Below are 25,722 nucleotides of genomic sequence, written 5' to 3' on the forward strand. Positions count from 1 at the left end.
CATAAATTAGAATTAAATTCAATAGTTGAATTGAATTCCACTTTCAAATACGATCTGGCTTCTTTTCACCAGTCATCACCCTCACACCATGACAGACAAGCTGAGCCTTTCGCTCGACGGCGCCACCCGAGTCCACTACATCGTGGGCGACCCGATTGCCCAGGTCAAATCCCCCGCCGGGGTCAGCCTGGCCTTGCAGGCGCGTGGCCAGCACGCCCTGGTGGTGCCGGCCCATGTGCCGCCGGCCGAGCTGGCGGCGTGGACGCGTGGCGTGTCGCTGGCCCGCAATGTGGACGGCATCATCGTCACCGTGCCGCACAAGTTCGCCTGCTTCGATCTGTGCAGCGCCCATTCCGAGCGCTCGGCCTTTTTGCACACGGTCAACGTGATGCGCCGCCTGCCCGATGGCAGCTGGTATGGCGACATGTTCGACGGCCTGGGTTTTGTCAGCGCCATGCAGGACCGCGGCTGCCACCCGGCGGGAAAAAAAGCCTTGCTGGTGGGCGCCGGCGGCGCCGGCTCGGCGATCGCCCACGCGCTGGTGCTGGCGGGTGTCAGCGAACTGGCCATCCATGACGAGGACAACACCCGCCGCCAGACCCTGGTGAGCCGCCTGGCCGGCCTGGGCCGCTGCCCGGTGCAAGACGGCAGCGCCGACCCGAGCGGCTTTGACATCGTGCTCAACGCCACGCCCGTGGGCATGAAGAACGGTGACCCTTACCCCTTGGACGCCAACCGCCTGCAGGGCCAGATGTTTGTCGGCTGCGTGATCACCCAGCCGGCCGTGACCCCACTGATCGCCCATGCGCGCAGCCTGGGCTGCACGACCATGACTGGCGCGGACATGTTCGCGCGGGTGAAGGACCTCATGGTGGATTTTCTGTCCCCCGCTTAAGGCCGCTCCCTGAGCCGCCTTCGGCCCCACCGTTTTCTCTTGGATCACTGAAATGCAGTTGTTGGACAAAGACCTGAGCGGCCTCACAGCGGGCCAGACTTTTGATGTGGTGGTGGTGGGTGCAGGGGGGGCCGGGCTGTCGGCGGCGCTGTTTGCGGTCATCGAGGGGGCGCGGGTGTTGGTGGTGGAGAAGACCGGGTACGTGGGGGGTACAACGGCCCTGTCGGCGGCCACCACCTGGGTGCCGGGCACGCGCCAGGGCGCCGCGGTGAACCCGCAAGACAGCCTCAACGAGGCGGCGCGCTACCTCGACAACGCCATCGGCGACAACGCGCCGCGCGCCCTGCGTGAGGCTTTTCTGGCCCATGGACGGGCCGCGGTCGAGCAGATCGAGGCGCACTCCGAAGTGCGCTACCGCGCCTACGCCAAGCACCCCGACTACATCTCGGACCTGGGCGGCTCGACGCTGTGCGGCCGGGCGCTGGAACCCCTGCCTTTTGATGGCCGCCGCCTGGGCCCGCTGCTGAAGTTGCTGCGCCCACCCATCCCCGAGTTCACGGTGCTGGGCGGCATGATGGTGGACCGCAACGACATCAACCACCTGCTGGGCATGACCCGCTCGTGGGCTTCGCTCAAGCACTCGATCAAGATCCTGGCGCGGCACGGCCTGGACCGCCTCAGCCACCCGCGTGGCACCCGACTGGTGATGGGCAATGCCCTGATCGCGCGCCTGCTGTATTCGCTGGCGCAGCATGACTCGGTCAGCCTGGCACTGAACACCAGCGTGGCTGCCATCGGCCCCGACCAGCAGGGCCTGCGCGAACTGACACTGGAGCACCAGGGCCAGCGCCTGAACGTGCGGGTGCGCGGTGGTGTGGTGCTGGCCAGCGGGGGCTTCAACCGCCACCCCGAGTGGCGCCAGAAACTGCTGCCCGGGGCGGACGAGGCCTGGTGCCCGGCCGCGCCCGGCCACACCGGCCAGGCCCAGAGCCTGGCCCGGAGCCTGGGTGCCCGGCACGGCCAAAACGGCCTGAGCCCGGCCTTCTGGGCCCCGGTGTCGCTGCGCCGCCGGCCCGACGGCAGCCAGGCCGTGTTTCCGCACTTCGTGATGGACCGGGCCAAGCCCGGCATGGTGACCGTCAACCAGGCTGGTGAGCGCTTTGTCAATGAAAGCACCTCGTACCACCTGTTTGGCTTGGCCATGCAAAAGGCCGCCCCACACGCCCCCGCCATCCCGGCCTATCTGGTGTGCGACGCCAAGGCCCTGCGCCAATACGGTCTGGGCATGGTGCGCCCGGGCGGCAAGGGGCTGGCGCCTTTCCTGGCCGAGGGCTACCTGCTGCGCGGCCAGACGCTGGCCGAGCTGGCCGCCCAATTGAAGGTGCCGGCGCAGGCGCTGCAACACACGGTGGCACAAATCAACCGCTACGCCGAGACCGGCGTGGACCCCGACTTTCACCGCGGAGAAACCGCCTACCAGCAGAACATCGGCGATGCGGCGGCGGGCCATCGCAACCCCAACCTGGGGCCGCTGAGCGAGGCGCCGTTCTACGCCATCCGCCTGTACCCCGGGGACATCGGCGCCAGCACCGGCCTGGTGACCGACGCGCAGGCCCGATTGCTCGATGAGCACGACCAGGCTCTGCCCGGCCTGTACGCGGTGGGCAACGACATGAACTCGATCATGGGGGGGGTGTACACCGCACCGGGCATCACCATCGGACCTGGCCTGGTGTTTGCCTACCTGGCAGCGCAGCACGCCTGGGCGCGCGCCAGATCTGCGCTCTGAGGGTTGAAACCTTACATGGGCACCGCGAGCAAGGCCTGCTCGCTGTCGCCCAACTGGCCCAGCAACTGATCAGCGTCGAGCAGGATCAGCATCTGTTGACGGCCCTCCACGCTCAACTCACCCAGGCCCTGGATGAACGTACCGCGCCCCCCATCGGCCAGCTCAGGGGCGGGCTGGATTTGAGCCAGGGCCAGGCCCACCACATCGGTCACGCCATCCACCACAAAGCCCACGGTGCGCTGCTTGAGGTTCATCACGATGGTCACGGTAGCCACCCCGATGTCGGCCGGCAGGCCCATGCTGTGACGCAAATCCAGGATGGGGACGATCACGCCACGCAGGTTCAACACGCCGCGCACCACCTCGGTGGCACCCGCGATGCGGGTCGGCATCTCAAAGCCGCGAATCTCCTGCACACGCAGGATGTCAACGCCGTACAGCTCTTTGCCAACCTGGAAGGCCAGGTACTCACGCACCTGGGTTGCGGCCTCAGTGGGTCGGCCGGCACGGCTGGTAGAAGGCATTGAAATCGAGCGCTCCATGATTGACTCCAGAAGGCAAGCTTGTTGCCAAGTCGCCATATTTGCTTAAATTGATTTAAATGATAAGCAAAACAAATGAAAAAATCAATAGAAAACACACCCGCAGCGCGCCTCCCCTGCCCCGCAGAAAGCGAGGGGTCGCGCCGGGACAACGGCCGTCCAGCCGCTCACAGGCCACAATCGGGGCCGTGGCGAGCGGCGACTGAACCACCATCGCCCTGCCAAACAAATCAATGAAATCAATGGAGACCCCATGACCAAGACCGTGGTCTATGAAGTGAAGGTGATGTTCGGCGACTGCGATCCTGCGGGCATCGTGTTCTTTCCGAACTTTTCGAAATGGATGGATGCCTCGTCGCTGAACTTTTTCGTGAGCTGCGGCGTCCCGCCTTGGCGTGAACTGGTCAAGACCACCGGCATCATCGGCACGCCGCTGCTGGAGATCAACACCAAGTTCATGCGCCCCGCCACCTATGGCGAAACGCTGCAGATCCACACCAGTGTCGAGGAATGGCGCGACAAGACCTTTGTGCACCGCCATGTCGTGATGCGGGGCGACGACGTGCTGTGCGAGGGCCGTGAGGTGCGCGCCTTCTGCGTGCGCCTGCCCGAAAGCCCCGAAGGCCCTGAACGCATCAAGGCCGTGCCGGTGCCAGCCGACATCCTGGCGTTGTGCCGCTGAGCTGAAGGCCGGTCCGCATTCGATGCGGTAGCGTCTTCAGGCCTGTGACAGCGCCCTGCCCGAGGGGGCGACCATCACCATCGGCTGCGGCAACAAGGCCTCGGCCACCACATCCCCGATCATGTCCGCGGTGACGGCGCTCAGCGTCCAGCCCAGGTGACCGTGACCGGTGTTGTAGAACACCCCGGGAGCCCGGCCCCGGCCCACGCGCGGCAGCATGTTCGGCATCATCGGTCGCAGCCCGGCCCAAGGCACCACGCTCTGGGTGCTGACACCCGGGAAGCACTGCTGCACCCAGTCGATCAGGGGTTGGATGCGGTCGGCCCGGATGTCTTTGTTGAAGCCGTTGAATTCGGCTGTGCCCGCCACGCGGAATCGGTCCACCCCAAGGCGGCTGGTAACCAGCTTGGTGGCGTCGTCGAGCAGACTGACCTGGGGAGCGGCACGCTGGCTGGTTTCATCGCGCAGGTTGACGGTGATGGAGTAGCCCTTGACCGGATAGATGTTGATGCGGTCTCCCAGGCTGGCGGCGATCTGGCGGCTGGCGGTGCCCGCGCAGACCACGACCCCGTCAAAGCGGTGCTGCATCACGCCCGAATCATCGGCTGCCGTGATCTGGATGCCGCCACCATGTGCCTTCACGCCCTGAACATCCTGCCCGAACAGGGTGCGCACCCCGCGGCGTTCAGCCGCACGGGCCAGGCCATTGGTGAACTTGTGGATGTCGCCGGTGGAATCGCTCTCGGTGTAGTAACCGCCAAAGTACTGGCCGGCCAGCGTGGGCTCGATGGCTTTCATCTCGGCGGGGGTCACGGCACGGCGCGGCAGGCCGCCGCGCGCCAGCAATTCGGACACCCGGCCCGCATGGTCAAAGCCGGCCTTGTCGCGGTAGATGTGCAGGATGCCCTGCTTCTTGAGGTCGAAGTCGATGGCCTCTTCCTGGGCCCAGCCAAACAGATGCTCGCGCGCCGCCACCGCCAGGCGGGCCGTCTCGATGGTATTGCGCTCGTAATGCGGCAGGTGGGCCATGAACTCAGCGAACCACGAGATTTTGTGCCAGCTGGGTTTGGGGTTGACGAGCAGCGGGGCATCGTTGCGCAGCATCCACTTCAGGCCCTTGAGCAGGGTGGAGGGATGGTTCCAGACCTCGGCGTTGGAGGCCGACAGCTGGCCGCCGTTGGCAAACGAAGTCTCCATGGCGGCGTAGCGGTTCTTCTCGAACAGGGTGACCGACAGGCCGCGGCGGGCCAATGCGTAGGCGGTGGTGACACCGGTGATGCCGCCGCCAATGACTGCGATGGTTTTCATGGGAAAAGCTCCAGAACTCGTCATGAGGTTGGGGCCTGCACGCGACATTGCGTGGCAGGCGCCCCCTCTGTTCTGGACCTGAGAGATTCACCCGGCCGCCGCCCTGACAGGGGGGCGGTGCGGGCTTGCTCCTTCGGTGCGCCGGACGACGAAAACGATTTCCGGCAGCTCTTCAGAGTATCTGTCGCGTGTGAACCCGGTCCTTTTGCCTGAGAGTTTCCGGGGCGGTTGCTCCTTCGGCGCTGCGCACCAGCCATCGAAGGCGGGGCAGTCTCTCCCGGGTTCACTTGGTGTCGGAGGTTTTCAACCGACAACCGGGCGCAGTGTAGAAGAACCCGGGCCACTTGGAAACAAAAAGTTTTTACCCCCATGCCAAAACCCACCAGTCGCCGACACGACAAGGGTGAGCGAATGCGTTTGCGAACATCCGGACACATTTTCAAGGGCCGACAGCCCCGAACCCTCAAAACAGCCCCAAGGAGACACAGACAATGCAACAGCCCGGCCGCATGATGGACCGCCCCCTGCTGGTTTCGGCCATCCTGGAACACGGCACCGCCCAGTTCGGCACTCAGCAGATCGTCTCGCGCGAGACCGATGGCAGCCTGCACCGCTGCACCTTCACCGACCTGGCCCGGCGCGCCCGACAACTGGCCAAGGCCTTGCAGGCACTGGGCCTGAAGACGGGCAGCACCGTGGGCTCGATCGCCTGGAACAACCACCGCCACCTGGAGGCCTACTACGCCGTCTCAGGCAGCGGCATGGTGATGCACACCTGCAACCCGCGCCTGCACCCCGAGCAACTGGCCTACATCATCAACCACGCCGACGATGAGGTGGTGCTCTTCGACACCACCTTCGCCCCCCTGGTGCAGGCCGTGGCAACGCATTGCCCCCGCGTGCGCCACTGGGTGGCCCTGTGCGACGAGGCGGCCCTGCCCTCACTGGAGGCCGGCCCGGCCGTGCTGGCGGTGGACAGCCTGATCCAGGCCCAGGACGACCGCTTTGAGTGGCCGGAGCTGGATGAAAAGACCGGCGCCGCCCTGTGCTACACCTCGGGCACCACCGGCCACCCCAAGGGGGTGCTGTACTCTCACCGCGCCCTGTGCCTGAGCGCGTTGTCGGCCTGCCTGCCCGGCGTGCTGAGCCTGTGGGCGCAGGAGACCCTGCTGCCCGTGGTGCCGATGTTTCACATCAATGCCTGGTGCCTGCCCTATGCGGCCCTGATCTCGGGCGCCAAGCTGGTCTTGCCCGGCCCTCGTCTGGACCCGGCCAGCCTGTACGAGCTGATGGAGTCCGAACGTGTCACCGTCAGTGCCGGCGTGCCCACCATCTGGATGGGTCTGATCCATCACGTGGAGCAGCACCAGCTGCGCTTCAGCACCATGCGCCGCACTGGCGTCGGTGGCTCGGCCATGCCCAAGGCCCTGATCGCCAAGTTCAATGACGTGTATGGCGTGGACGTGCGCCACGGCTGGGGCATGACGGAGACCACGGCCATCGCCACCATGAGCCACCTGGGCCCCGACGAGATGGCCCGCCCGGCCGAAGAACGCCACGCGCTGGTGGGCAAGCAGGGCAAATCGGTGTTCGGCATCGAGATCAAGGTGGTCGACGAAAACGGCCACAACCTGCCGCGTGACGGGGTGTCGCAAGGCGAGCTGATGGTGCGCGGCCAGTGGATCGTGGAGCGTTATCACAAGGCCGAGCGCGAGGCCCTCGTTGACGGCTGGTTCCCCACCGGTGACATCGCCACCATCGACGCCCAGGGCGTGATGCAGATCCGCGACCGCACCAAGGACGTGATCAAGTCCGGCGGTGAATGGATCAGTTCGATCGATCTCGAAAACGCTGCGGTGGCCCACCCCGCCGTGGCCATGGCTGCGGTGATCGGCGTGAAGCACCCACGCTGGGATGAGCGCCCACTGATGTTCATCGTGCGCAAGCCCGGGCAGGATCTGAGCAAGCAGCAGGTGCTCGATTTTCTGACGGAGCGGGTGGCCAAGTGGTGGCTGCCCGACGAGGTGCTGTTCGTCGACAGCCTGCCCCTGGGCGGCACGGGCAAGGTGCAGAAAAACGAGTTGCGCCACCAGCACGGCGGCGTGTTCGAAGGCCAGTGACCCACCGGCCACGGCTTCCCACAACAAAAAGCGCCTAGGCGCGCCTGGAGACTTCATGACCCTGTTCAAACCCTCAAGCCTGCGCCGCCGCACCTGGCTGGCCACCGCCCTGCTGGCCGCTGCGGCCCACGCCGGCGCCGCCGAGACCGTGCGCATCGGCTTCATCGACCTGCTCTCGGGGCCCTTTGCGCTGACCGGGCAAAGCTCGCTCAAGCAGTTGCGTGAGGTGGTACAGCAACTCAATGCCAAGGCCGGCCCGAACGACCCCAAGTTCGAGGTGGTCGACTTCGACAACAAGGGCTCGCCCCAGGAAAGCCTGAACGTGCTCAAGGCGGCCACCGACCGGGGCATCCGCTACATCACCCAGGGCGGTGGCTCAGGGGTGGCACTGGCCCTGGTCGATGCGCTCAACAAGCTGGCCGAGCGCGAGCCCGAGCGCGCCACGGTGTACCTGAACTACGCCGCCATGGACCCGCTGCTGACCAACGACAAATGCAGCTTCTGGCATTTCCGCTTCTACCCCTCGAGTGAGATGAAGATCGAGGCGCTGACCACCTACCTGCAGGGCCGCAAGGACATCAAGAAGGTGTACCTGCTGAACCAGGACTACACCCATGGCCGCCAGGTGTCCAAGGCAGCCCGGGAGTACCTGGCGCGCAAGCGGCCGGACATCCAGATCGTGGGCGACGACTTCATTCCGATCGCCCAGACGCGCGACTTTGCCTCGTACGTGGCCAAGATCGCCTCCAGCGGGGCCGACACGGTGATCACCTCGAACTGGGGCAGCGACCTGACCCTGCTGTTCAAGTCGTCACGCGACTACGGGCTCAACATCAACTACTTCACCCTGAACGCCAACAACCCGGGCACCCCGGCCCAGTTGGGCAACTGGGGTGAAGGCAAGGTAGGCGTGGTGTGGAACTGGGTGCACAACGCGCCCACGCCCGAGCTGGAGAAGATCTACGTCGACTACAAGAAGAAGTACAACGACGAATTCATCTTTGCCGCGCACTGGAACAGCATGAACATGCTGCGCGAGGCCATGCGCAAGGCCAGCTCCACCGACGCCAAGAAGGTGGCCCTGGCGCTCGAAGGCATGAGCTACAAAAGCCCCATGGGCGAGGTGAAGATGCGCAAGACCGATCACCAGCTGGAGGCCCCGCTGTACCTGGGCATCTGGGCCAAGCAAGGCAGCAAAGGCGTGAAGTACGACGCCGAGAACACCGGCTACGGCTTCCGCTCCGAGGTGGCCTGGGATTCGTACATCAGTGCCCAGCCGACCTCCTGCCAGATGAAGCGGCCCAGTTGAGCGCCGGCGCGGCGACACACATCAGGGCCGGGCGGGCGGCGCCACTGCCGCCCCTTCGATGCCGTGGCGGCGCAGGCTGTCGGCCACCCGGCCCGAGGCCTTCATCTCTTCAATGAACGCACTGAGCCAGGCCTGCGCGGCCTGCCGCCCCTTGGGCACGGCCATGGCCTGCTCGATCACCATGAAGCGGCCGGGCAGCAGCCGCAGCGCAGGGCCGCCGGTGGCGGCCAAGCGATCCCTGTCGGCCTGCAACTGCTGACGCACGCCGGCCGCCACCTCCAGCCCCTCGGCCAGGAACTGATCGACCACGGCCGGCGAGGTGGCGGACCGCACCAGTTGGGCGTGCTGCAGCGTCCGCGTCAGGTACAGGTCGTAAGCGCTGCCACGGCCCACCACCACCCGGTTGCCCGGGCGGTCCACCTCGTCCAGGCGGCTCAGCGCCGAGTCGGCCCGCACCAGGTAAGCGCCCTCGATCACCACGTACGGCGGCGTGTAATCCAGGTCGGCGCCCCGCACCGGGTCGATGGCCACGAAGGCCAGGTTGACCTGCCGGGCCCGCACCGCCTCGACCGCCCGGCCCGCCGCAGGCAACTCGACCCATTCGATGGGCAGGCCCAGGCGTCGACCCACCTCACGCGCCAGATCGACCGACACGCCCTGGGGCGCACCGGGCTCGTGGCCCCGCGACGCCAGGATCGGGTTGCCCAGGTTGATGGCCACCCGCAGACGCCCCTCGGTCGCGAGTTCAGACCGAACCGCAGCGGCGGAGACATCACCCGATCGGCTGGCGCAAGCCGCCAGCGGCCAGCTGAGTGCACAGGCCCCCAACAGTTCACGGCGGCGAACCGAGACAGCCCCGGGCGGGGTTGGGCAGGTGATCGGGCGCATGCAGTCTCCTTGGGGGCGGGTCGCCATCGTCGTCAGCGACCAAGCCCCTGTCAACCCAGACCCGGCGCCACCCCGCCCAGCAAAAACGGAGGGCCTATGCAATACTTTGAAACACAAAACAGGAGACAGACCATGTTCAAGACATCCCGGCTTTCCACCGTGGGCGCCGCGCTGGCACTGACTTTCAGCTGCGGACTCAGCACCGCGGCGGCCCAGAACGTGAAGGAAAGCGTCAAGGTCACGCCGCTGGGCGGCATGGCGGGCGAGTTCTGCCCCCAGGACCGAGCCCTGGTATTTGAAGATCCGAATGGCACCCGCATCCTGTACGACCCGGGTCGCACAGTGGCCGGTGCCAACGACCCACGCCTGGGCAAGATCGACATCGTGCTGGTCACCCACTTGCATGGTGACCATGTGGGCAATGCCCACAACAAGGCCCCCAACGCAGGCAGCTGCGCCCAACCCGATGTGTCGGTCTCGGCCCTGCCGGCCACCAGCGCGGTGGCGATTGCCGTGGCCAAGAAGTCCAAGATCATCAGCGGCAGCGAAATGCCCGCCTTCTTTGCCGCCAAACTCAAGTCCAACGGCGGCGACCCTGGGCAATCGGTGCTGGCCCGCTTTGGCGGCAGTGTGATGGTGGGTGGGGTTCGCATCGCCACCGTGACGGCCCTGCACAGCAATGGTGTGGACCCCGACTACATCGGGGGCGATCTGGGCCGGGCCATGAAAGAAGCCGGCATTGCGGGCGATGCCGGTGCGGCCACCGGCTATGTGCTGACCTTCAGCAACGGCCTGGTCGCCTACCTGTCGGGCGACACCGGCATCCTGGCCGATCAGGAGCGCGTGGTGCGCGACCACTACCACGCCAAGCTCGCCGTGATGAACATGGGCGATGGCTTCACCACCGGCCCTGCCGAGGCCGCCTATGTGATCAACGACCTGGTCAAGCCCGCCTCGGTGATCCTCTCGCACGCCAACGAGGTCGGCACCGTGGGCGGCAAGGTGCGCCCCGGCAGCAAGACCGAAGCCTTTCTGAAGGCCAGCAAGGTGCCGGCCTATGTGCCGCTGTCGGACAAGACGCTGGAGTTCGATGCCGGCGGCCTGTGCACGGCCGGCTGCTCCTGAAGCACAGGCCTGCAGGCCGACAGCCCCGGTGCATGCCGCTAACATGCCGGCATGCCATCCCCCACCCTGACACAACGCCTGCGCCCGGGGCTGCTGGCGGCCCTGCTGGCCAGCAACGCCCTCTGGGCCCACGCCTCGGATGAAGCCTTGCCGGCCACGCCCCCCGCGGGCACGCGCCCCTCTGCCATCGCACCCGCCGCCGACCTGAGCGGCAATGAACACCGGGCGGCCATCCGAGCCAACCGGATGCAACACCTGAGCGAGCGCATCAACGGTGACCCCCAGCTCACGCGCGAGCGTTGCCGCTACGAGTCCGAGATCTCAACGCCCCCCCCGCCCCAGCACGTGGCACTGACCTTTGACGACGGCCCCGAGCCCGGGCAGACCGAGCACATCCTCGAGGTGCTGGAGCGGCACCAGGTACCGGCCACCTTCTTCATGATCGGCGAAAAGGCCAAACGCCACCCCGAGTTGGTGGCTGCGGTGCAACGCTCGGGCCACCACCTGATCGGCAACCACTCCTGGAATCACCCCAACTTTCACAGCATCGCGGTCGACGTGCAGGCGCGTGAGGTGCGCGACACCGAGGCCACCCTGGGCGCCGCCCTGAACCCCAAGTTGTTCCGCTACCCCTATGGCAACTCAAGTTGCGAAACCAACGCGCTGCTCAAGACCGAGGGTTACCAGACCGTGGGTTGGCATGTCGATTCGTGCGACTGGGCTTTTGACGCCAACGGCAGCGTGGACAGCAAGGAAGCGCTGGAGTGCGGCGTGCTGCCAGCCTACCGCAAAGACTACGTGGGCCACGTGCTGTCAGCACTGCGGGCGCACCGCGGAGGCATTGTGTTGATGCATGAGATCCACCCCAACACCCTCAAGTCGCTGGAGCCCCTCATCGAGGCCTTGTTGGCCGCAGGCTACACCTTCGGCTCGCTCAAGGACGAAGGCTTTGCAAGCTCCCTGCGCTGAGGCCGGGCAGCGCTCATGGCCCCGGCTCGCGGGTCAACGCCGCCTCGAACAGGGCCATCTCCTGCGCCAGGCTGCCGCGGCTGCGAAAGTGCCGGGCGGCGCGGTTGTACCAGTTCTCGGCATCTTCCAGGTCGCCCTCTTGAAGGTGCAGCAGGCCGTGCAGCCAGGCCGCCAGCATGGAATCGTCGTGCTGGATGCGGTCATGCGCCTCGTTCCAGCGGCCGGCCTGCATGAGGCGCAAGGTTTGGCGAAGGTCGGACATGGGTACGGGCTCCTGGTGGCGGACAGACAGCAGGCAGGATAAGCGCTGGCGAGCCGCGCCGACCCCGCCCGCCAGCGCATCGCAGGCTCAGCCCAGGCTGGCCTGCAGCAGCGTGGCCAGGGGCGTGGTGGGGCGCGCGATCAAGCGGCCCAACTGGCCGCTGCCCTCGTACAAGCCGCCCTGGGCCGCACCGGCATCCGAGTTGGCCAGCAGTTCGGCAATGGGCTCCGGCAGACCGGCCTGAAGCAGCGCCCCCTTGAAGTCTGCCTCGGGCAGGTTCACATACGGGACGGTCTTGCCCGTGGCCTGACTGAGCTCGGCGGCCAATTCGCTCAGGGTGTAGGCGCTGTCGCCCGCCAGCTCATAGACCTTGCCGGCCTGATCGGCCTGAGTGAGTACGGCAGCCGCGGCGTCGGCATAGTCAGCCCGCGCGGCCGACGAGATGCGCCCGTCGCCCGCGCTGCCAATCAAGGCACCGTGCGCCAACGCAGCCGGCACACTGGCCAGGTAGTTCTCGGTGTACCAGCCATTGCGCAGCAACACATGGGGCAGGCCCGAGGCCTTCAGGGCACGCTCGGTGGCCAAGTGCTCGGCCGCCAGGCCCAGGGGCGAGGTATCGGCCCTCAGCAGGCTGGTGTAGGCCAGCAGCTTGACGCCGGCGCGCACCGCGGCATCGATCACGTTCTGATGCTGAGGCTGGCGTTGGCCCACCTCGCTCGAAGAAATCAGCAACACCTTGTCCGCGCCAGCGAAGGCGGCGTCCAGGGTGGCCGGGCGGTTGTAGTCGGCCTCGCGCACCTGCACGCCCAGGGCGGCCAGCGCGCTGGCCTTGGCTGGCTGGCGCACGGCGGCGACGATTTGCGAAGCGGGCACGCTGCGCAGCAGCGATTGAATGACGAGTTGACCCAGTTGGCCGGTGGCGCCAGTGACGACGATCATGAGATGCTTTCCTGTGCTTGAAAAAGAGATGAGCCGCTATGATTGCGACGACACTAACTTTTCGCAAGTACGCACAAAAAGGTAAGCGCCATGAACAAAACACGCCCTGAGGACATCCCCCTGGCCGGCACCCTGGCCGAACGCATGGCCCGGGGCGATGTGTTCTCCGAGGCCTGCCCTTCGCGCGAGGTGCTGCGCAACGTCACCAGCCGTTGGGGGGTGTTGATTCTGGTGGCTCTGCGGGGCGGCACGCACCGCTTCAGCGACCTGCGCCGCAAGATCAAGGGCATCAGTGAAAAGATGTTGGCGCAGACCCTGCAGACGCTGGAGCAGGATGGCTTTGTGCTGCGGGTGGCCCACCCGGTGATTCCGCCCCATGTGGAGTACTCACTGACGCCAGTGGGGCAGCAGGTCAGCCAGCGGGTGGAAGACCTGGCCAACTGGATCGAGCAGAGCCTGCCCGTGATCCTCAGTGCGCGCGAATCGGCGCAAGCCAAAAGCCCCTGAGGCCCTGAATCTGGGGGTGCCGGCCTGCGTGTTGACCGAGCACAAAGCAAAACGCCCACTGATCAGTGGGCGTTTGCTACAAGCCGCAAGGGCTTGGGTATTGGTTGCGCGGGCAGGATTTGAACTTGCGACCTTTGGGTTATGAGCCCAACGAGCTACCAGGCTGCTCCACCGCGCAGCCGAATCATAACAGTGTTCGGAATATGAAATTCCGTTGATAGAAAAATAAGTTTTAAAAACTGCCAGCCCCCCCGCCGGTGCTTTGCCAGGCTGAGACACAGGCGAGCGCCAAAGCGATGACAATCGCGCCGTGCTCGGCAGCTTCCATCGCCCGGCCCTCCTGCAACCCACCCCCTGGAACCGCATGATCACCGTCCACCACCTCGAAACCTCGCGTTCGCAGCGCGTGCTCTGGCTGCTCGAAGAACTGGGCCTGCCCTACCAGATCAAGACTTACAAGCGCGACCCCAAGACCCGCCTGGCGCCGCCCGAACTCAAGGCGATCCACCCGCTGGGCAAATCGCCGGTGATCACCGATGGATCCATCACGGTGGCCGAGTCCGGGGCCATCCTGGAGTACCTGGCCGAGCAATATGGCCAGAGCCTGAGCGGTGAACTGGCCGGCCTGGAGCCCGCCCGCGGTACCGAGGAGCATCGGCAATGCCGCTTCTGGATGCACTACGCCGAAGGCTCGTTGATGAACTGGCTGGTGATGAAGCTGGTGTTCATGACCATCCCGACCCAGCCCATGCCCTTCTTCGTGCGCCCCATCGCCCGCCAGCTCTGCGCCAAGGTGCAGGCCGCACTGATCAACCCCAATGTGGACACGGCCATGGCCTTCATGGACAGCCACCTGGCCACCCACACCTGGTTTGCCGGGCCGGTACTGACACTGGCCGACTTTCAGATGAGCTTTGCGGTGGAGGCCGCCCTGTCCCGCGCCGGCAAGGCCGACCGCTATCCGCACCTGGCGGCCTTCTGCCAGCGCATGAACGCGCGCCCAGCCTACCAGCGCGCCATCGCCCAAGGCGGGCCGGTGGTGATGTGATGGCCATGAAGCCCGCATCGCTGGCCGGCCTGGCCCTGGTACTGGGGTGCTGCCTGGCCGATGCCCAGACCAACGCCCCGCCCGGCAGCCAAGCCGCGCTGGAGGCCGAGGCCCTGAAAAACTGCGAGGCCAACCAGATGAGCTTGAACCTGTGCTCTTTTCACCGCTACAAAAAGGGGGATGCCGAGTTGAACCGGCTGTACCAGGCGCACCTGGCCCGCATGTCGTCCAAGGTGGATGCGCAGCGCTACCGCGAAGCCCAGCGCGCCTGGCTGAAGTACGCCGAGGCCGATTGCCTGTACCGCAACGGGCCGCGTGAAGAATCGGGCACGATCTGGCCTCTGCTGCAAAACACCTGCCTGAGCGAGCACACCGAGGCGCGGCTGCGCATCCTGCGACAACAATTCAACTGCACCCAGGACGGTTGCCCAGGCAACTGAGGCACCCAGTCGCTGCCTTTCAGCCGCGGCTTTGGCCCAGTAGATCGCCAGCGCTGGTGAACCCTTTGGAGGCCCGAGTCCACCACTGCGAAAACGAGGTACAGGGCCGCTCCACCAGCGGGAACAGCCTGGGCGCCGGCAGGCAAGTTGCCCATCGGCTCAGCCAAGACTGCAAGTGCGGCTCGGCCACGCAGCGCACCTTGCGCGCGGCGGCAAGGGCGCAGCCCACCGCCTCGGCATCGCCCCACCATGACAGACTGGTCAGCTCGGCCAGCCGTGTTCCGACAAAGCGCCAGCGCGCCTCGCTCCAGGGCCAGGCTTGGTGAAAATCCGCCAGCCACAGGCCGATCACCACCGTGTCAGCCGGCAGATCCGCAGGCAAGGCCCCCAGCTGCCAGGGGTGCACCAGCCAGACCTCCCGGCCCGCCACATCCGCAGCCTGGGGCGAGTGGGTCCGCAGCCCCTCGGGGGGCTGGCTGTGCAATGCGGGCTCATTCAGCGCAGGCGCCAGCGCAGCCCCTGGTGACACAGCGCCAGGGCTGCGCGCCATCATGTCCAGCGCTTCGTAGCGGGTGTCGATCACGCTGCCCTCGCTGTGCCAGGACGCGGGCGCAAAGCGCGCCACATTCTCGGCATTGAACACATAGGGCTTGCTGCTGCCCGTGCCCGCCACCCATTGCCAACTCAGGTGGTTGCTCGCCAGATCGCCGTCCAGCAAGTGGCCATACAGCCAATCAGCCCCCGCACGCCAATGCACCTTGCGCACATGCACCACATAGCTCGCCAGCCACATGCGGGCGTGGTTGTGCAGGTAGCCCGTGGCGTACAAGGCCCGCACGGCCTGATCGACCGCCGGCACACCCGTGCAGCCCAGCCGGACGTCAGGCGGCAGCTGCGGCGCATACGCCTCGTCCGGCAAGGGGCCAGGATGCAAAGACTGAAAAATACCGTCCCCCAGCCGCCCCCAGACATGGCGACCAAATTCGCGCCAGCCCAGTTCGTAGACCCACTTGTGCTGCACCTCGATCGGGTGGCGCTCGTGCACGCCGGCCAACACCTGCGGCAGGCTCAGCAAACCATGGGTGATGTAGGGTGACAGCCCGCTGACGGCCCCCTCCAGCGAATTGCGGGTGCGCGCATAGGCGACAGGGTCCAGCGCGGCCAGGCGGGCCTGGGCCTCAGCCTGCGTGGGCGGGGCTTGGGTTTTGCTGACAAGCCAACCCGGGGCGAGAGGCCTGGCCTGCGGCCCATCGTCCGGGCCTTCAGTCTGATGCCATCGACTCATGAAGTGTCTTGGGAGAGGGCGTGGCCAAGCCACGGGCAGGTTCAACGATAGGCGTCAGGGTGGAGCGTGGCCATGGCACGGAAAGCCGGGCGCGCAAACAGATAGCCCTGCATCAATTCAATGCCCTGATCCAACAGAAAATCTCGCTCAGAGGCAGTCTCCACCCCCTCGGCGATGAGGGTGATGGCCATCTCGCGGCTCAGGCTCACCAGGCTTCGGACAATCGCCTGCCGCGCCGGGTTCAGATCGACACCGCGAATCAAATCCATGTCGATCTTGACCAGATCAGGCTGAAAGTCTGACAGCAGCTTGAGCCCGGCGTAGCCTGCCCCGAAGTCATCAATGGCTGTCTTGAAGCCACAACGCTTGTATTCACGAAGAATGCTGGCAAACCACGGCCCATCCTCGATCCGTTCGCCCTCGGTCACCTCAAAGATGATGTGGTCCAACGGAAAACCATGCACCCGGGCCGCTTCCAGCGTGGTGCGGATGCAGACTTCGGGTTGGTAGATGGCGTTGGGCAGAAAGTTGATGGAAATCGGCTCTTGAATCCCAAGCGCCTTCGCCCCCTTGATGGCCTTCACGCGGCAGGCCTGGTCAAAGCTGTAGCGATTCACATCATTGACCTGCGCCAGAACGCTTGCCGCCCCCTCACCATTCGGCCCGCGCACCAAGGCTTCATGCGCGAACACCGCCTTGCGCGCCAGATCCACGATGGGCTGATACGCATAATCGAAGGCAAACCCCACACGCTCGCCACGACCGCAATCGATGCAATCTTGAGCACTGCCCACCAAAGGGATGAACGTGTCCGGGAAGGATCTGTTCCCTGCGTTGGAAAGAGAAGACTCTGTCGACATGATGTGAATGGCGGGGCAGCCATGGCCTCGGAAATGGAAGCGCCACCCGAACGTCCCGCCCCCAGGTTCTACCACGTTCCAATTCGATGGACAGCCGGAGATTCATGGTGGCCCGAGCCGAACTCACGCCAGCTTTTGCATGCAAACCCAGCCTTCAGCCAGTGATGTTGCCACCGGGCTGCCACAAGGCCTCAGGATCAGTCACTCAGCACACGGGCCCGCGTCACCAGTTCGGAAAACAAGGCATCCAAAGCCGTGGCTCTCAGGGCAAAGGGATCAAAGCCCACCGCCGGCGAATAAGAAAACAACAGCGACAGGTTGTCTGCAACAGCGGGCACCAGCCCCATGCTCCACCCACCAAACAGGCGCCGATCGATTTCTGAAAAAGCCAGAATGCAAGTCTGCTGATGGCGAGAGTCCAGCGCAATCCGGTGATAAAGCGCATTCACAGAGGCGACGCTGCCTTCAAGGCACTGTAAAAACACACCATCCACCAGCAGCAGGGCACCGGTCACGCCGACTTTGGCATTGTTGCGTTGAGACGTCCGGATGATGTCTTTGACATCTGCCGGGCCGAGCACTCCCTTGGTGCGGCTGGCATAGGTCAGGCGGATGAGCATTTGGCGATGTTCCTCATGGCGGGTGCCCCAGTCTAGGCACTTGCATGAAACCCGACGCCTGAAAGGCTATTCACCGCCACACCCCCCCTGCCCCCCTCTGGACTCCATGGGGTGGCTTCGCCTTCCTTCAGGCACGCCAACAACGCAGAAGCCCAAAGGGCCCGGCATCGAGACAAGGGTGGGACGGGAAGGTGCGCGACGGCACCGCCGCCGGCGTTGGCCGGAATTTCATTTTTTGCACCGACAAAGAAAAACGGTCTGCGCTAGCTTTTCAGTAGCAACAGACCGTTGTCTTGGAGGAGAGAGAGGGATTCGAACCCTCGATACAGCATAACTGTATATCGGATTTCGAGTCCGACGCATTCGACCACTCTGCCATCTCTCCGTGGTCCCGAAACTTTCAATGCCAGTTTGGCCAGCTTTGAAAGCCGCTCTGCGAGAGACCGCAGAGCTGAATTTTTTGACATTCGGCTTAGCGCCGTTTGTCGAGCCTCGAATTCTAGCAGGGTTTTTTGGGCCTTTTGAAGAATCTCAGCAACAACGCCCCATTCGCCCTTTGCCGCCCCCGTAGCGGGCCTCCTGGCGCTCACGGAAGAAGGCCTCGTAGCTCATCACCGGCTCGCCGGGGTGGGTGCGCTGGCGGTGGGCCACGTAGGTGTCGTAGCTGGGCTGGCCCACCATCAGGCGAAACGACTGGGCAATGTAGCGCCCGGCCTCCAGCAGCGGGCTGGCGGCGGCGGGCGCCGCTGCGGTGGTGGGCGCTGCGCTCATGCCCGGGCCTCGGCCGGCAGGGGCTGGTAGGGCACTTCGCGGGTCTGGTCCCTGGCCTGGCCGCGGGCGCGCAGACAGGCGCGCACGCTGTAGACCAGGGTGCTCAGCACCACGGCCATGAACAGCACGCACAGGCCGGCGTCCAGGCGGTCGTTGAAGATCACCCGGGCCATGGCTGCTGCCGTCTTGGCGGGGGCCAGCACCTGGCCCTGGGCCAGGGCGTCGGCATAACGGTTGGCATGGGCCAGAAAGCCCACCTTCACATCGCTGGAGAAGATCTTCAGCCAGCCCGCCGACAGGGTGCAGGCCAGCAGCCAGGCCGCCGGCAGCGCCGTCACCCAGGCGTAGCGCTCGCGCTTCATGTTGAACAGCACCACGGTGCCCAGCATCAGGGCCACGGCCGCCAGCATCTGGTTGGAGATGCCAAACAGCGGCCACAGGGTGTTGATGCCACCCAGCGGGTCTTGCACGCCCTGGTAGACGAAGTAGCCCCAGGCCGCCACGGTGAGGCCGGTGGCCAGCAGGTTGGCGCCCAGCGATTCGGTGCGCTTGAGGGCGGGCACGAAGGTGCCCAGCAGGTCTTGCAGCATGAAGCGGCCGGCGCGGGTGCCGGCGTCCACCGCGGTCAGGATGAACAGGGCTTCGAACAAGATGGCGAAGTGGTACCAGAAGGCCATCATGGCCTGCCCCCCCACGGCCTGGTGCAGGATGTGGGCCATGCCGACGGCCAGAGTGGGGGCGCCGCCGGCGCGTGCCAGGATGGTGTTCTCACCCACGTCCTTGGCGGTCTGGATCAGCACGTCGGGCGTGATCACAAAGCCCCAGGTGGAGATGGTCTGGGCCACCGCCTCGGGCGTGTTGCCCACCAGGGCGGCCGGGCTGTTCATGGCGAAGTAGATGCCGGGGTCGATCACCGAGGCCGCGGCCAGAGCCATCACGGCCACAAAGGATTCGGCCAGCATGCCGCCGTAACCGATGAAGCGGGCCTGGGTTTCGTTCTCCAGCATCTTGGGCGTCGTGCCCGACGAGATCAGGGCATGAAAGCCCGACACCGCACCGCAAGCGATGGTGATGAACAGGAAGGGAAACAGGTCACCCGCCCACACCGGGCCATTGCCCTGGGCAAACTGGGTGATCGAGGGCATGGCCAGCGTGGGGTTGACCACCACGATGCCCACGGCCAGCGCCAGGATGGTGCCGATCTTCAGGAAGGTCGACAGGTAGTCACGCGGGGCCAGCAGCATCCACACCGGCAGCACCGAGGCCACAAAGCCGTAGCCGATCAGGATCCAGGTCAGCGCCTCGGGGCTGAAGTCGAAATACGGGCCCCACACCGGGCTCTCAAACACCGCCTGGCCACCCACGATGGCCGCCATCAGCAGCACAAAGCCGATCACCGACACCTCGCCGATGTGGCCCGGGCGCAGGTAGCGCACGTAAAAGCCCATGAACAGCGCGACCGGCACGGTGGCCATCACCGTGAACGTGCCCCAGGGCGAGTGCGCCAGCGCCTTCACCACGATCAGGGCCAGCACCGCCAGGATGATGATCATGATCATGAAGGCGCCGAACAGCGCGATCACGCCGGGCACGTTGCCCATCTCCTGCTTGACCATCTCGCCCAGCGAACGGCCGTCGCGTCGGGTCGAGATGAACAGCACGATGAAGTCCTGCACCGCGCCGGCCAGCACCACGCCCGCCAGAATCCACAGCAGGCCAGGCAGGTAGCCCATCTGGGCGGCCAGCACCGGGCCCACCAGGGGGCCAGCGCCGGCAATGGCGGCAAAGTGGTGGCCGAACAGCACGTGCTTGTGGGTGGGCACAAAGTCCAGCCCGTCGTTGTGGCGCCAGGCCGGGGTGTTGCGCGTGGCGTCCAGGCCCAGCACCTTGTCGGCGATGAACAGGCTGTAGTAGCGGTAGGCGATCAGGTAGACGCAGATCGCAGCCATCACCAGCCAGGTGGCACTGACGGCTTCGCCGCGGCTCAGGGCCAGGGTGGCCAGGCCCCAGGTGCCGAGCAAGGCCACGGCCAGCCACGGCAGGTGGCGTTTCAAGAATTCCATGCAGGTCTCCGTTGTATGAGAAGGCCGGCGCCGCCCCTGTGGGGGCACGGCGCCGCGGTGCGGAAATTGTCCAGAGCAGGTCGGGCCGCCGCATCCGTCGCACCACGTGGGTGCGCACGCGGCAACACCTAATGGATAACCCTGATCACCGAGTCCTGATCACAGACGCCCCTGCCGGGCCTCGAAAGACGCCAGTGTGCGTTTGGCGATGTTCAATTGGTGGATCTGGCTGGTGCCTTCGTAGAGGCGGAACAGACGCACGTCGCGGTAGAAGCGCTCGATCGGGTGGCCATGGATGTAACCGCTGCCGCCCAGCATCTGCACACAGCGGTCGGCCACCCGGCCGCACATCTCCGAGGCAAAGTATTTGCAGATCGAGGCCTGCAGGCTCACGTCCTCGCCCGCATCGCGTTCGCGTGCGGTTTGCAGGATCAGGGCCCGGGCGGCCTGGATGTCGGTCTGGCAATCCGCGATCAGGGCCTGCACCAGCTGAAACTGCGCCACGGGCAGACCAAACTGACGCCGCTGCGTGGTCCAGCGGATGGCCTCCTCCAGCATGCGGATGGCTGGGCCTGTACACAGGGCGGCCAAGTGGATGCGCTGTTTGTTGAGCACCTTCATGGCCGTTTTGAAGCCCTGCCCTTCACGCCCACCGATCAGGTTCGCGGCCGGAACACGGCAATGGTCAAAGTGCACCTCGGACACCGGGGAGCCCGCCTGTCCCATTTTTTTGTAGGGCAGCCCGGTACGAAGGCCCGGCGTGTCGCGTTCGACCAGAAAGGCCGAGATGCCATGCGCACCGGCCTGCTCGGGGTCGGTGCGGGCCAGCACGGTGAACAGGCCCGCCAGGGGCGCGTTGGTGATGAAGCACTTGCTGCCGTTCAGGATGTAATCGCTGCCGGAGCGCAATGCCTGGGTCTTGAGCGCGGTGGCATCCGAGCCGGCCTCGGGCTCCGTCAAGGCGAATGCGCCCGTGATGTCACCACTGGCCAGACGGGGCAGGTAGCGGGCCTTCTGCTCTGGGCTGCCATCGGCCACCAGGGCCTCCGAACCAATGCCGGTGTTGGTCCCCACCCGGGCCCGGAAAGCCACCGAGGCCTGGGACAAGGCCATGGCGGCCAGCACCAGCTCTTCGGTCGTCATGCCCTGGCCACCCCACTCTTCCGGAATGGACCAGCCGAAGTAGCCCAGGCTTGCCATCTCGGCCACCAGATGCGGCGGCACTTCATCCTGGGCCTCCACCTCGGCCTCACTCGGAATGAGGCGCTCACGCACAAAGCGCTCGATGGATTGCAGGGCTTGGGAAAACGCTTGGGGATCTCGGATCATGGTGGACTCACTGGGTTGATGGGTGGAATGGACGCAGAAAAAAACAGGAGGAGAACACTCAGATGACGCGCTCGTCACGCAGGCGCGTCAGGTCCTCGTCACTGAACCCCAGGCCCCGATACAGGACCTGGTTGTGCTCACCGACCGAGGGGCCGGTGCGTGGCAGCGGCGGCTGAAAGCCAGTGATACGGGGCACCGTGGCCGGCGCAGGGACCGAGCCCAACTCCGGATCTGGCAAACGCACAAAAGCACCTCGGGCCAAAAAGTGAGGGTCCTGCAGCGCATCGTCGATCGAGTTGACTTTGCTGAACGGGACATCCTGCTCACGCAGCCGCTCGGCCAGTTGCTGAAAGGTTTGCGAAGCGCACCACTCAGCGACCCAGGCATCCAGCACCTGCAGGTTCTCAACCCGGGCCGGGTTGGTCGCGAAACGAGGGTCGGCCCCCAGCTCAGGCCGGCCCATGGCGGAGCACAGCCTGCGGAAAATGGGGTCCGATGTGCCCACCAAGGTGACCCAGGCCCCCTCCCGCGTGCGGTACACGTTCGAGGGCGCTGTGTAGCCGGCCCTTGCGCCCATGCGCCCCCGCGCCAGCCCCAGGCGTTCACGCTCGACGGCCAACGGTTCCAGAACCCGAAGCAGCGCCTCAGTGGCCGACAGATCGATTTCACGGCCCGGCGCCTGAGGGTGGCGCTGCCGATAGGCGGCCTCGGCCGCGAGGCTGAACGCGGCGAAAAGCCCGGCCATGGAGTCGCCCAAAGGAAAGTTCAAGTGCTGGGGACTGCCGTCGGCTTCACCCGCGAGGTGGGCCAGACCACTCATGGCCTCGAAGATGCGGGCAAAGCCCGGCCGATTCGCGTCAGGCCCGGTCTGGCCAAAGCCGGTCAGCCGCAGCACCGTCAGCCGGGGCTGCCGGGCATGCAGGACAGGCAAGCTCAAACCCCAGCGGTCCAGCGTGCCGGGGCGAAAGTTCTCGACCAGCACATCGAACTGGGGCAGCAATCGCAGAAACAACTCGCGCCCCTGCTCCTTGCGCACATCCAGCGTGATGCCCCGCTTGCCGCGATTGAGCACCTTCCAGTACAGGGCATGCCCGGGTTCGACCGGGGCCAGTGACCGCAGGGGATCGCTGCCATCGGGCAGCTCAAGCTTGACCACCTCGGCCCCCAGATCGGCGCACAGGCTGGAGGCAAAAGGTGCGGCCACCACGGTCGCCATGTCAAGAATGCGCAGACCGCTCAAGGGGCCTTCACCGCGCACGCCAGGTTCGAGGGCATCAGTCAATGCGTGCTCCCGTCGATTTGACCAAGGCACCCCAGGTCCGGGTATCCTCGGCGATCACCTTGGCAAAGGCCTCAGGGCTGCTGCCGACCGGCTCGGCCCCGAGTTCGATCAGGCGCTTGCGCAATTCGGGGCGCAACAAGGCCTGGGCCACAGCCTCCTGCACACGTCGCACCACCTCGGGGGGCGTCCCGGCGGGGGCCATCAAGCCCTTCCAGGCTGTCGATCGGAATCCGGGCAAGCCCGCTTCGTCGACCGTGGGAATGTCCGGCGCCCCTGAGGCGCGGTGGTCACTGGCCACGCCCAAGGCACGCAATCGGCCGGTGCGCACCTGGGGCAGCAACGCGGGCATGTTGTCGATCATGAGCGTGATCTGCCCACCCATCAGGTCATTCAGGGCAGGGCCGGTCCCCTTGTAGGCCACATGGATCAACGACAGGCCGGCCATCTGATTCAGCAGTTCACCCCCCAGATGGGCAGGCGTTCCGTTGCCCGGAGAACCAAAGGAAAGGCGGTCAGGTCGCGCCTTGGCGTAGTCCAGAAACGACTTGAGATCGCTGACCGGCAAGCGGGCTGAAACAGCCATCAAGTTGTGCTCACGAACGATCTGAGTGACGGGAACCAGATCGACATCGGGGCGAAACCCCATTCGGGGATAAAGGCTCGGATTGATGGCCACCGGGCCGGTGGCTGCCAGCAACAGGGTGTAACCATCAGCGGCTGCCTTGGCGACCATCTCCCCCGCGACATTCCCGCCTGCGCCGGGTCGGTTGTCCACGACCACGGGCTGTTTCAGGCTTTGGCGCATGTCCTCGGCCACGAGGCGGGCCAGCAGGTCAGCCGATCCGCCAGCGGCAAAGGGGACGACGATCTTGATGGGCTTGCTGGGCCAGGGGGGCGCCTGGCTCATGGCCTGGTGAGGTGCCAGCAATGTGCCGGCAGCGAGGGCCATCGCTGCGATCCGCTTGAACATGGTGTCTCCGTTCCGACAGCCCGCCGAAAGGAGGCCGTTGCCGGGAGACTAGGGCTGAGGCCGACGACGCTCCAGCTTTGTTTCGCTATATTGAACGCATGCCGGCAGAACCCCCTCTCAGCACGACAAGACGCGTGGCCGACCCGCGCATGGCGTCCTCCCTGGGCCATGGCCTGGATGTGCTGGAAGCCCTCTGCAAGGCCGGCACGGCGCTGAGCAATACCGAACTGAGCCGGCGAACCGGGCTCTCCAAGGCCACCATTTCGCGCCTGACCCTGGCCCTCCTCAGCCGGGGGCTGCTTGACGACAGCGCCCCCCAGCGGGGCTTCCGGCTGGGCCTGGGCGCGCTGAGCCTGGGTTATCCGCTGCTGGCCCGATGGGGTCTGCGACAACTGGCCCGCCCGGCCATGCTGCAGCTTGCCCAGGCCTGGGGCGCCTCCGTGTCCCTGGGGCTGCGCGACCGCCATCGGATGATCTATGTCGAAACCGTTCGAGGCAGTGATCCCGCCCAGTTCAATCCCGAAGTGGGTGCCCAGCTGCCCATGCTGGCCACCGCCATGGGCAGGGCCTGGCTGGCCAGCGCCCGCACTGACGAGCTGCAAGACCTGCGGCTTCAATTGAGCCGCCAGCAGCCCTTCGACCCCGCCCAGTTCGAAGCGCGCAGACACGAGGCCGTGCGCCAGCTTCAAGGCCAAGGCTTCTGCATCTCGGCAGGCGAGTGGTTGAGTGATGTCCACGCCCTGGCCACCCCGCTGAACATCGAGGTGCTGGGTCAGCGCCTGATCCTCAACCTGGGGCTGCCCAGGTCCAGGTGCGACGCCCCATCATTTCCGGCAACACCGGGGGCGGATCTAGGCCGGCTCGCGCAACACATCGAGCGCTGCTGGAACGAGCAGGGGGCGCCCAGGCCAGCCCCCTTCCATGCCGCCCGCCGTGCGGCGCCCAAACCCAGGCCCCGCCTTCGGCATCCCTCGGCCCAGACGCTGAGCGCCGGCCTGGACCTGCTCAGCCTTTTCGAGCCCGGCCAATGGGAGCTGGGCAACAGGGAAATCGCCGACCGGCTGGGCGTCTCGCCCCAGACGGTCGTGCGCCTGACCCACACCCTGTGCGAGCGGGGCTTCCTGCAACGCAGTGGACAGCCTGTCCGCTACCAGTTGGGCTGGGCAGCCCTGACGCCAACCCAGGCCTTGTTGAATGACCTGCGCCTGAGGCGCGATGCGCGGGTGATGTTGCTGAACCTTTCCAGGCGTTTGGGGGCCGCCGTATCGCTGGGGCTGGAGTACCGATCCAGCATGATTTATGTCGAGACGGTGTGGCAAGCTGACGAACGCTTGCGCCCCCCCGACATCGGCGCCCCCATGCCTTTGTTGCGCACCGCCATGGGCCGGGCCTGGCTGGGCCAGGCCTCACCCACGCAACGGGTACAGGCCCTGAATCGACTGCGCCTGCATCAGCCTGAGGAATTCAGCCTGTACCAAGACGCAGCGCAACAGGCGGTCGATTTCTATCAGGCCAACGGCTGGTGTGGGTCCAGTGATTTCCAGGCCGACATCACCGCACTGGCCACCGCGGTGAAAGCGCCGCACGAAGGGCGCACCTATGTGCTCAACGCCGGGCTTCTGCGCTCACGCCCGCTGACAGAGCCCAGGCTGAGGGCGCTTGCCGAGGCCCTTTGCGACACCGCCCGATCCATCGAGGAGACCCTGCGGCACTGACACG

24 protein-coding genes, 2 tRNA genes and 2 riboswitches are annotated in these 25,722 nt (G+C 65.8%); of the genes, 11 read left to right on the forward strand and 15 right to left on the reverse strand.

Translation table 11 applies throughout. The annotated features are described in order from the left end of the window. Positions 1–88 precede the first annotated feature (88 nt). Together AC07VS_RS19040 and AC07VS_RS19045 are read left to right on the forward strand one after the other, a co-directional pair. Positions 89–895, forward strand: a complete 807-nt coding sequence (locus tag AC07VS_RS19040; protein WP_494656857.1) for a shikimate dehydrogenase family protein — start codon at positions 89–91, stop codon at positions 893–895. Positions 896–947: 52 nt separating this feature from the next. Next, positions 948–2,684 carry an FAD-dependent oxidoreductase gene (locus AC07VS_RS19045; RefSeq protein ID WP_494751719.1) on the forward strand — a complete coding sequence of 579 codons (1,737 nt, stop codon included), beginning with the start codon at positions 948–950 and terminating at the stop codon, positions 2,682–2,684. Between the two features lie 11 nt (positions 2,685–2,695). On the opposite strand, the gene AC07VS_RS19050 is transcribed toward AC07VS_RS19045, so the two are convergent. Then, on the reverse strand, positions 2,696–3,226 hold the full coding sequence (locus AC07VS_RS19050) for a chemotaxis protein CheW (protein WP_494656855.1): 531 nt from the start codon (positions 3,224–3,226) through the stop codon (positions 2,696–2,698). A gap of 253 nt (positions 3,227–3,479) precedes the next feature. On the opposite strand from AC07VS_RS19050, the gene AC07VS_RS19055 reads away from it, so the two are divergent. Continuing rightward, on the forward strand, positions 3,480–3,908 hold the full coding sequence (locus tag AC07VS_RS19055; RefSeq protein WP_492348378.1) for an acyl-CoA thioesterase: 429 nt from the start codon (positions 3,480–3,482) through the stop codon (positions 3,906–3,908). A 36-nt stretch (positions 3,909–3,944) separates the two neighbouring features. Here AC07VS_RS19055 and AC07VS_RS19060 read toward each other — a convergent pair whose 3' ends face one another. After that, positions 3,945–5,216, reverse strand: coding sequence for a D-amino acid dehydrogenase (locus tag AC07VS_RS19060; protein WP_494656854.1), 1,272 nt, complete (start codon positions 5,214–5,216; stop codon positions 3,945–3,947). Between the two features lie 57 nt (positions 5,217–5,273). Then, positions 5,274–5,402, reverse strand: a riboswitch (glycine riboswitch). Between the two features lies 1 nt (position 5,403). After that, positions 5,404–5,506: riboswitch (glycine riboswitch) on the reverse strand. Between the two features lie 201 nt (positions 5,507–5,707). On the opposite strand from AC07VS_RS19060, the gene AC07VS_RS19065 reads away from it, so the two are divergent. Beyond that, a complete protein-coding gene (locus AC07VS_RS19065) occupies positions 5,708–7,336 on the forward strand; it encodes a long-chain-fatty-acid--CoA ligase (protein ID WP_494751720.1) in 1,629 nt (542 codons plus the stop codon). A gap of 55 nt (positions 7,337–7,391) precedes the next feature. After that, complete coding sequence (locus AC07VS_RS19070) at positions 7,392–8,645, forward strand: branched-chain amino acid ABC transporter substrate-binding protein (protein WP_494656852.1); 1,254 nt, start codon at positions 7,392–7,394, stop codon at positions 8,643–8,645. Between the two features lie 21 nt (positions 8,646–8,666). On the opposite strand, the gene AC07VS_RS19075 is transcribed toward AC07VS_RS19070, so the two are convergent. Beyond that, positions 8,667–9,533, reverse strand: a complete 867-nt coding sequence (locus tag AC07VS_RS19075; RefSeq protein WP_494656851.1) for a transporter substrate-binding domain-containing protein — start codon at positions 9,531–9,533, stop codon at positions 8,667–8,669. A gap of 132 nt (positions 9,534–9,665) precedes the next feature. Here AC07VS_RS19075 and AC07VS_RS19080 point away from each other — a divergent pair, with 132 nt between their 5' ends. Beyond that, positions 9,666–10,658 (forward strand): MBL fold metallo-hydrolase, encoded by a 993-nt coding sequence (locus AC07VS_RS19080; protein WP_494751721.1) that lies wholly within the window; start codon positions 9,666–9,668, stop codon positions 10,656–10,658. A 51-nt stretch (positions 10,659–10,709) separates the two neighbouring features. Then, positions 10,710–11,627 (forward strand): polysaccharide deacetylase family protein, encoded by a 918-nt coding sequence (locus AC07VS_RS19085; RefSeq protein WP_494656849.1) that lies wholly within the window; start codon positions 10,710–10,712, stop codon positions 11,625–11,627. A 13-nt stretch (positions 11,628–11,640) separates the two neighbouring features. Here the strand turns inward: AC07VS_RS19085 and AC07VS_RS19090 are convergent, their stop codons facing one another. Both AC07VS_RS19090 and AC07VS_RS19095 read right to left on the reverse strand, forming a co-directional pair. Then, positions 11,641–11,889, reverse strand: a complete 249-nt coding sequence (locus tag AC07VS_RS19090) for a hypothetical protein (RefSeq protein ID WP_494656848.1) — start codon at positions 11,887–11,889, stop codon at positions 11,641–11,643. Positions 11,890–11,976: 87 nt separating this feature from the next. After that, positions 11,977–12,828, reverse strand: a complete 852-nt coding sequence (locus AC07VS_RS19095) for an SDR family oxidoreductase (protein ID WP_494656847.1) — start codon at positions 12,826–12,828, stop codon at positions 11,977–11,979. Positions 12,829–12,918: 90 nt separating this feature from the next. On the opposite strand from AC07VS_RS19095, the gene AC07VS_RS19100 reads away from it, so the two are divergent. Then, entirely contained in the window at positions 12,919–13,335 is a 417-nt protein-coding gene (locus AC07VS_RS19100) for a winged helix-turn-helix transcriptional regulator (protein WP_492348369.1), read from the forward strand. Between the two features lie 101 nt (positions 13,336–13,436). Here AC07VS_RS19100 and AC07VS_RS19105 read toward each other — a convergent pair. Further along, a tRNA-Met gene (locus AC07VS_RS19105) sits at positions 13,437–13,513 on the reverse strand. 186 nt (positions 13,514–13,699) lie between these two features. On the opposite strand from AC07VS_RS19105, the gene AC07VS_RS19110 reads away from it, so the two are divergent. Further along, positions 13,700–14,383, forward strand: coding sequence for a glutathione S-transferase family protein (locus AC07VS_RS19110; protein ID WP_494751722.1), 684 nt, complete (start codon positions 13,700–13,702; stop codon positions 14,381–14,383). A 5-nt stretch (positions 14,384–14,388) separates the two neighbouring features. Further along, on the forward strand, positions 14,389–14,823 hold the full coding sequence (locus AC07VS_RS19115; RefSeq protein WP_492348367.1) for a lysozyme inhibitor LprI family protein: 435 nt from the start codon (positions 14,389–14,391) through the stop codon (positions 14,821–14,823). Positions 14,824–14,842: 19 nt separating this feature from the next. Here AC07VS_RS19115 and AC07VS_RS19120 read toward each other — a convergent pair whose 3' ends face one another. From AC07VS_RS19120 to AC07VS_RS19160, 9 genes are all read right to left on the reverse strand, one after another. Continuing rightward, a complete protein-coding gene (locus AC07VS_RS19120; protein WP_494751723.1) occupies positions 14,843–16,108 on the reverse strand; it encodes an FAD-binding domain-containing protein in 1,266 nt (421 codons plus the stop codon). Between the two features lie 41 nt (positions 16,109–16,149). Continuing rightward, on the reverse strand, positions 16,150–16,968 hold the full coding sequence (locus AC07VS_RS19125) for an EAL domain-containing protein (protein WP_494751724.1): 819 nt from the start codon (positions 16,966–16,968) through the stop codon (positions 16,150–16,152). A gap of 197 nt (positions 16,969–17,165) precedes the next feature. Then, entirely contained in the window at positions 17,166–17,588 is a 423-nt protein-coding gene (locus AC07VS_RS19130) for a BLUF domain-containing protein (protein WP_494751725.1), read from the reverse strand. 294 nt (positions 17,589–17,882) lie between these two features. Beyond that, a tRNA-Ser gene (locus AC07VS_RS19135) sits at positions 17,883–17,973 on the reverse strand. Between the two features lie 146 nt (positions 17,974–18,119). After that, entirely contained in the window at positions 18,120–18,359 is a 240-nt protein-coding gene (locus tag AC07VS_RS19140; protein WP_492348340.1) for a YbdD/YjiX family protein, read from the reverse strand. Then, positions 18,356–20,422 carry a carbon starvation CstA family protein gene (locus AC07VS_RS19145; RefSeq protein ID WP_492348339.1) on the reverse strand — a complete coding sequence of 689 codons (2,067 nt, stop codon included), beginning with the start codon at positions 20,420–20,422 and terminating at the stop codon, positions 18,356–18,358. Before AC07VS_RS19145 ends, AC07VS_RS19140 begins: the two co-directional genes overlap by 4 nt. A 159-nt stretch (positions 20,423–20,581) precedes the next feature. After that, the gene (locus AC07VS_RS19150; protein WP_494751726.1) at positions 20,582–21,751 is read right to left on the reverse strand and encodes an acyl-CoA dehydrogenase family protein; all 1,170 of its coding nucleotides are present in this window, start codon (positions 21,749–21,751) and stop codon (positions 20,582–20,584) included. Between the two features lie 58 nt (positions 21,752–21,809). Continuing rightward, positions 21,810–23,009 carry a CaiB/BaiF CoA transferase family protein gene (locus AC07VS_RS19155; RefSeq protein ID WP_494751772.1) on the reverse strand — a complete coding sequence of 400 codons (1,200 nt, stop codon included), beginning with the start codon at positions 23,007–23,009 and terminating at the stop codon, positions 21,810–21,812. 16 nt (positions 23,010–23,025) lie between these two features. Continuing rightward, complete coding sequence (locus tag AC07VS_RS19160) at positions 23,026–24,003, reverse strand: Bug family tripartite tricarboxylate transporter substrate binding protein (RefSeq protein ID WP_494751727.1); 978 nt, start codon at positions 24,001–24,003, stop codon at positions 23,026–23,028. 149 nt (positions 24,004–24,152) lie between these two features. Here AC07VS_RS19160 and AC07VS_RS19165 point away from each other — a divergent pair, with 149 nt between their 5' ends. Further along, entirely contained in the window at positions 24,153–25,718 is a 1,566-nt protein-coding gene (locus AC07VS_RS19165; RefSeq protein WP_494751728.1) for an IclR family transcriptional regulator, read from the forward strand. The last annotated feature ends 4 nt before the right edge of the window (positions 25,719–25,722 follow it).

Source organism: Curvibacter sp. GW821-FHT01G03 (assembly GCF_059422285.1).

Coding starts and splice junctions, on each gene's coding strand:
- AC07VS_RS19040 (WP_494656857.1), top strand. CDS start 89: ATGACAGACAAGCTGAGCCTTTCGCTCGACGGCGCCACCCGAGTCCAC.
- AC07VS_RS19045 (WP_494751719.1), top strand. CDS start 948: ATGCAGTTGTTGGACAAAGACCTGAGCGGCCTCACAGCGGGCCAGACT.
- AC07VS_RS19050 (WP_494656855.1), bottom strand. CDS start 3,226: ATGGAGCGCTCGATTTCAATGCCTTCTACCAGCCGTGCCGGCCGACCC.
- AC07VS_RS19055 (WP_492348378.1), top strand. CDS start 3,480: ATGACCAAGACCGTGGTCTATGAAGTGAAGGTGATGTTCGGCGACTGC.
- AC07VS_RS19060 (WP_494656854.1), bottom strand. CDS start 5,216: ATGAAAACCATCGCAGTCATTGGCGGCGGCATCACCGGTGTCACCACC.
- AC07VS_RS19065 (WP_494751720.1), top strand. CDS start 5,708: ATGCAACAGCCCGGCCGCATGATGGACCGCCCCCTGCTGGTTTCGGCC.
- AC07VS_RS19070 (WP_494656852.1), top strand. CDS start 7,392: ATGACCCTGTTCAAACCCTCAAGCCTGCGCCGCCGCACCTGGCTGGCC.
- AC07VS_RS19075 (WP_494656851.1), bottom strand. CDS start 9,533: ATGCGCCCGATCACCTGCCCAACCCCGCCCGGGGCTGTCTCGGTTCGC.
- AC07VS_RS19080 (WP_494751721.1), top strand. CDS start 9,666: ATGTTCAAGACATCCCGGCTTTCCACCGTGGGCGCCGCGCTGGCACTG.
- AC07VS_RS19085 (WP_494656849.1), top strand. CDS start 10,710: ATGCCATCCCCCACCCTGACACAACGCCTGCGCCCGGGGCTGCTGGCG.
- AC07VS_RS19090 (WP_494656848.1), bottom strand. CDS start 11,889: ATGTCCGACCTTCGCCAAACCTTGCGCCTCATGCAGGCCGGCCGCTGG.
- AC07VS_RS19095 (WP_494656847.1), bottom strand. CDS start 12,828: ATGATCGTCGTCACTGGCGCCACCGGCCAACTGGGTCAACTCGTCATT.
- AC07VS_RS19100 (WP_492348369.1), top strand. CDS start 12,919: ATGAACAAAACACGCCCTGAGGACATCCCCCTGGCCGGCACCCTGGCC.
- AC07VS_RS19110 (WP_494751722.1), top strand. CDS start 13,700: ATGATCACCGTCCACCACCTCGAAACCTCGCGTTCGCAGCGCGTGCTC.
- AC07VS_RS19115 (WP_492348367.1), top strand. CDS start 14,389: ATGAAGCCCGCATCGCTGGCCGGCCTGGCCCTGGTACTGGGGTGCTGC.
- AC07VS_RS19120 (WP_494751723.1), bottom strand. CDS start 16,108: ATGAGTCGATGGCATCAGACTGAAGGCCCGGACGATGGGCCGCAGGCC.
- AC07VS_RS19125 (WP_494751724.1), bottom strand. CDS start 16,968: ATGTCGACAGAGTCTTCTCTTTCCAACGCAGGGAACAGATCCTTCCCG.
- AC07VS_RS19130 (WP_494751725.1), bottom strand. CDS start 17,588: ATGCTCATCCGCCTGACCTATGCCAGCCGCACCAAGGGAGTGCTCGGC.
- AC07VS_RS19140 (WP_492348340.1), bottom strand. CDS start 18,359: ATGAGCGCAGCGCCCACCACCGCAGCGGCGCCCGCCGCCGCCAGCCCG.
- AC07VS_RS19145 (WP_492348339.1), bottom strand. CDS start 20,422: ATGGAATTCTTGAAACGCCACCTGCCGTGGCTGGCCGTGGCCTTGCTC.
- AC07VS_RS19150 (WP_494751726.1), bottom strand. CDS start 21,751: ATGATCCGAGATCCCCAAGCGTTTTCCCAAGCCCTGCAATCCATCGAG.
- AC07VS_RS19160 (WP_494751727.1), bottom strand. CDS start 24,003: ATGTTCAAGCGGATCGCAGCGATGGCCCTCGCTGCCGGCACATTGCTG.
- AC07VS_RS19165 (WP_494751728.1), top strand. CDS start 24,153: ATGGCGTCCTCCCTGGGCCATGGCCTGGATGTGCTGGAAGCCCTCTGC.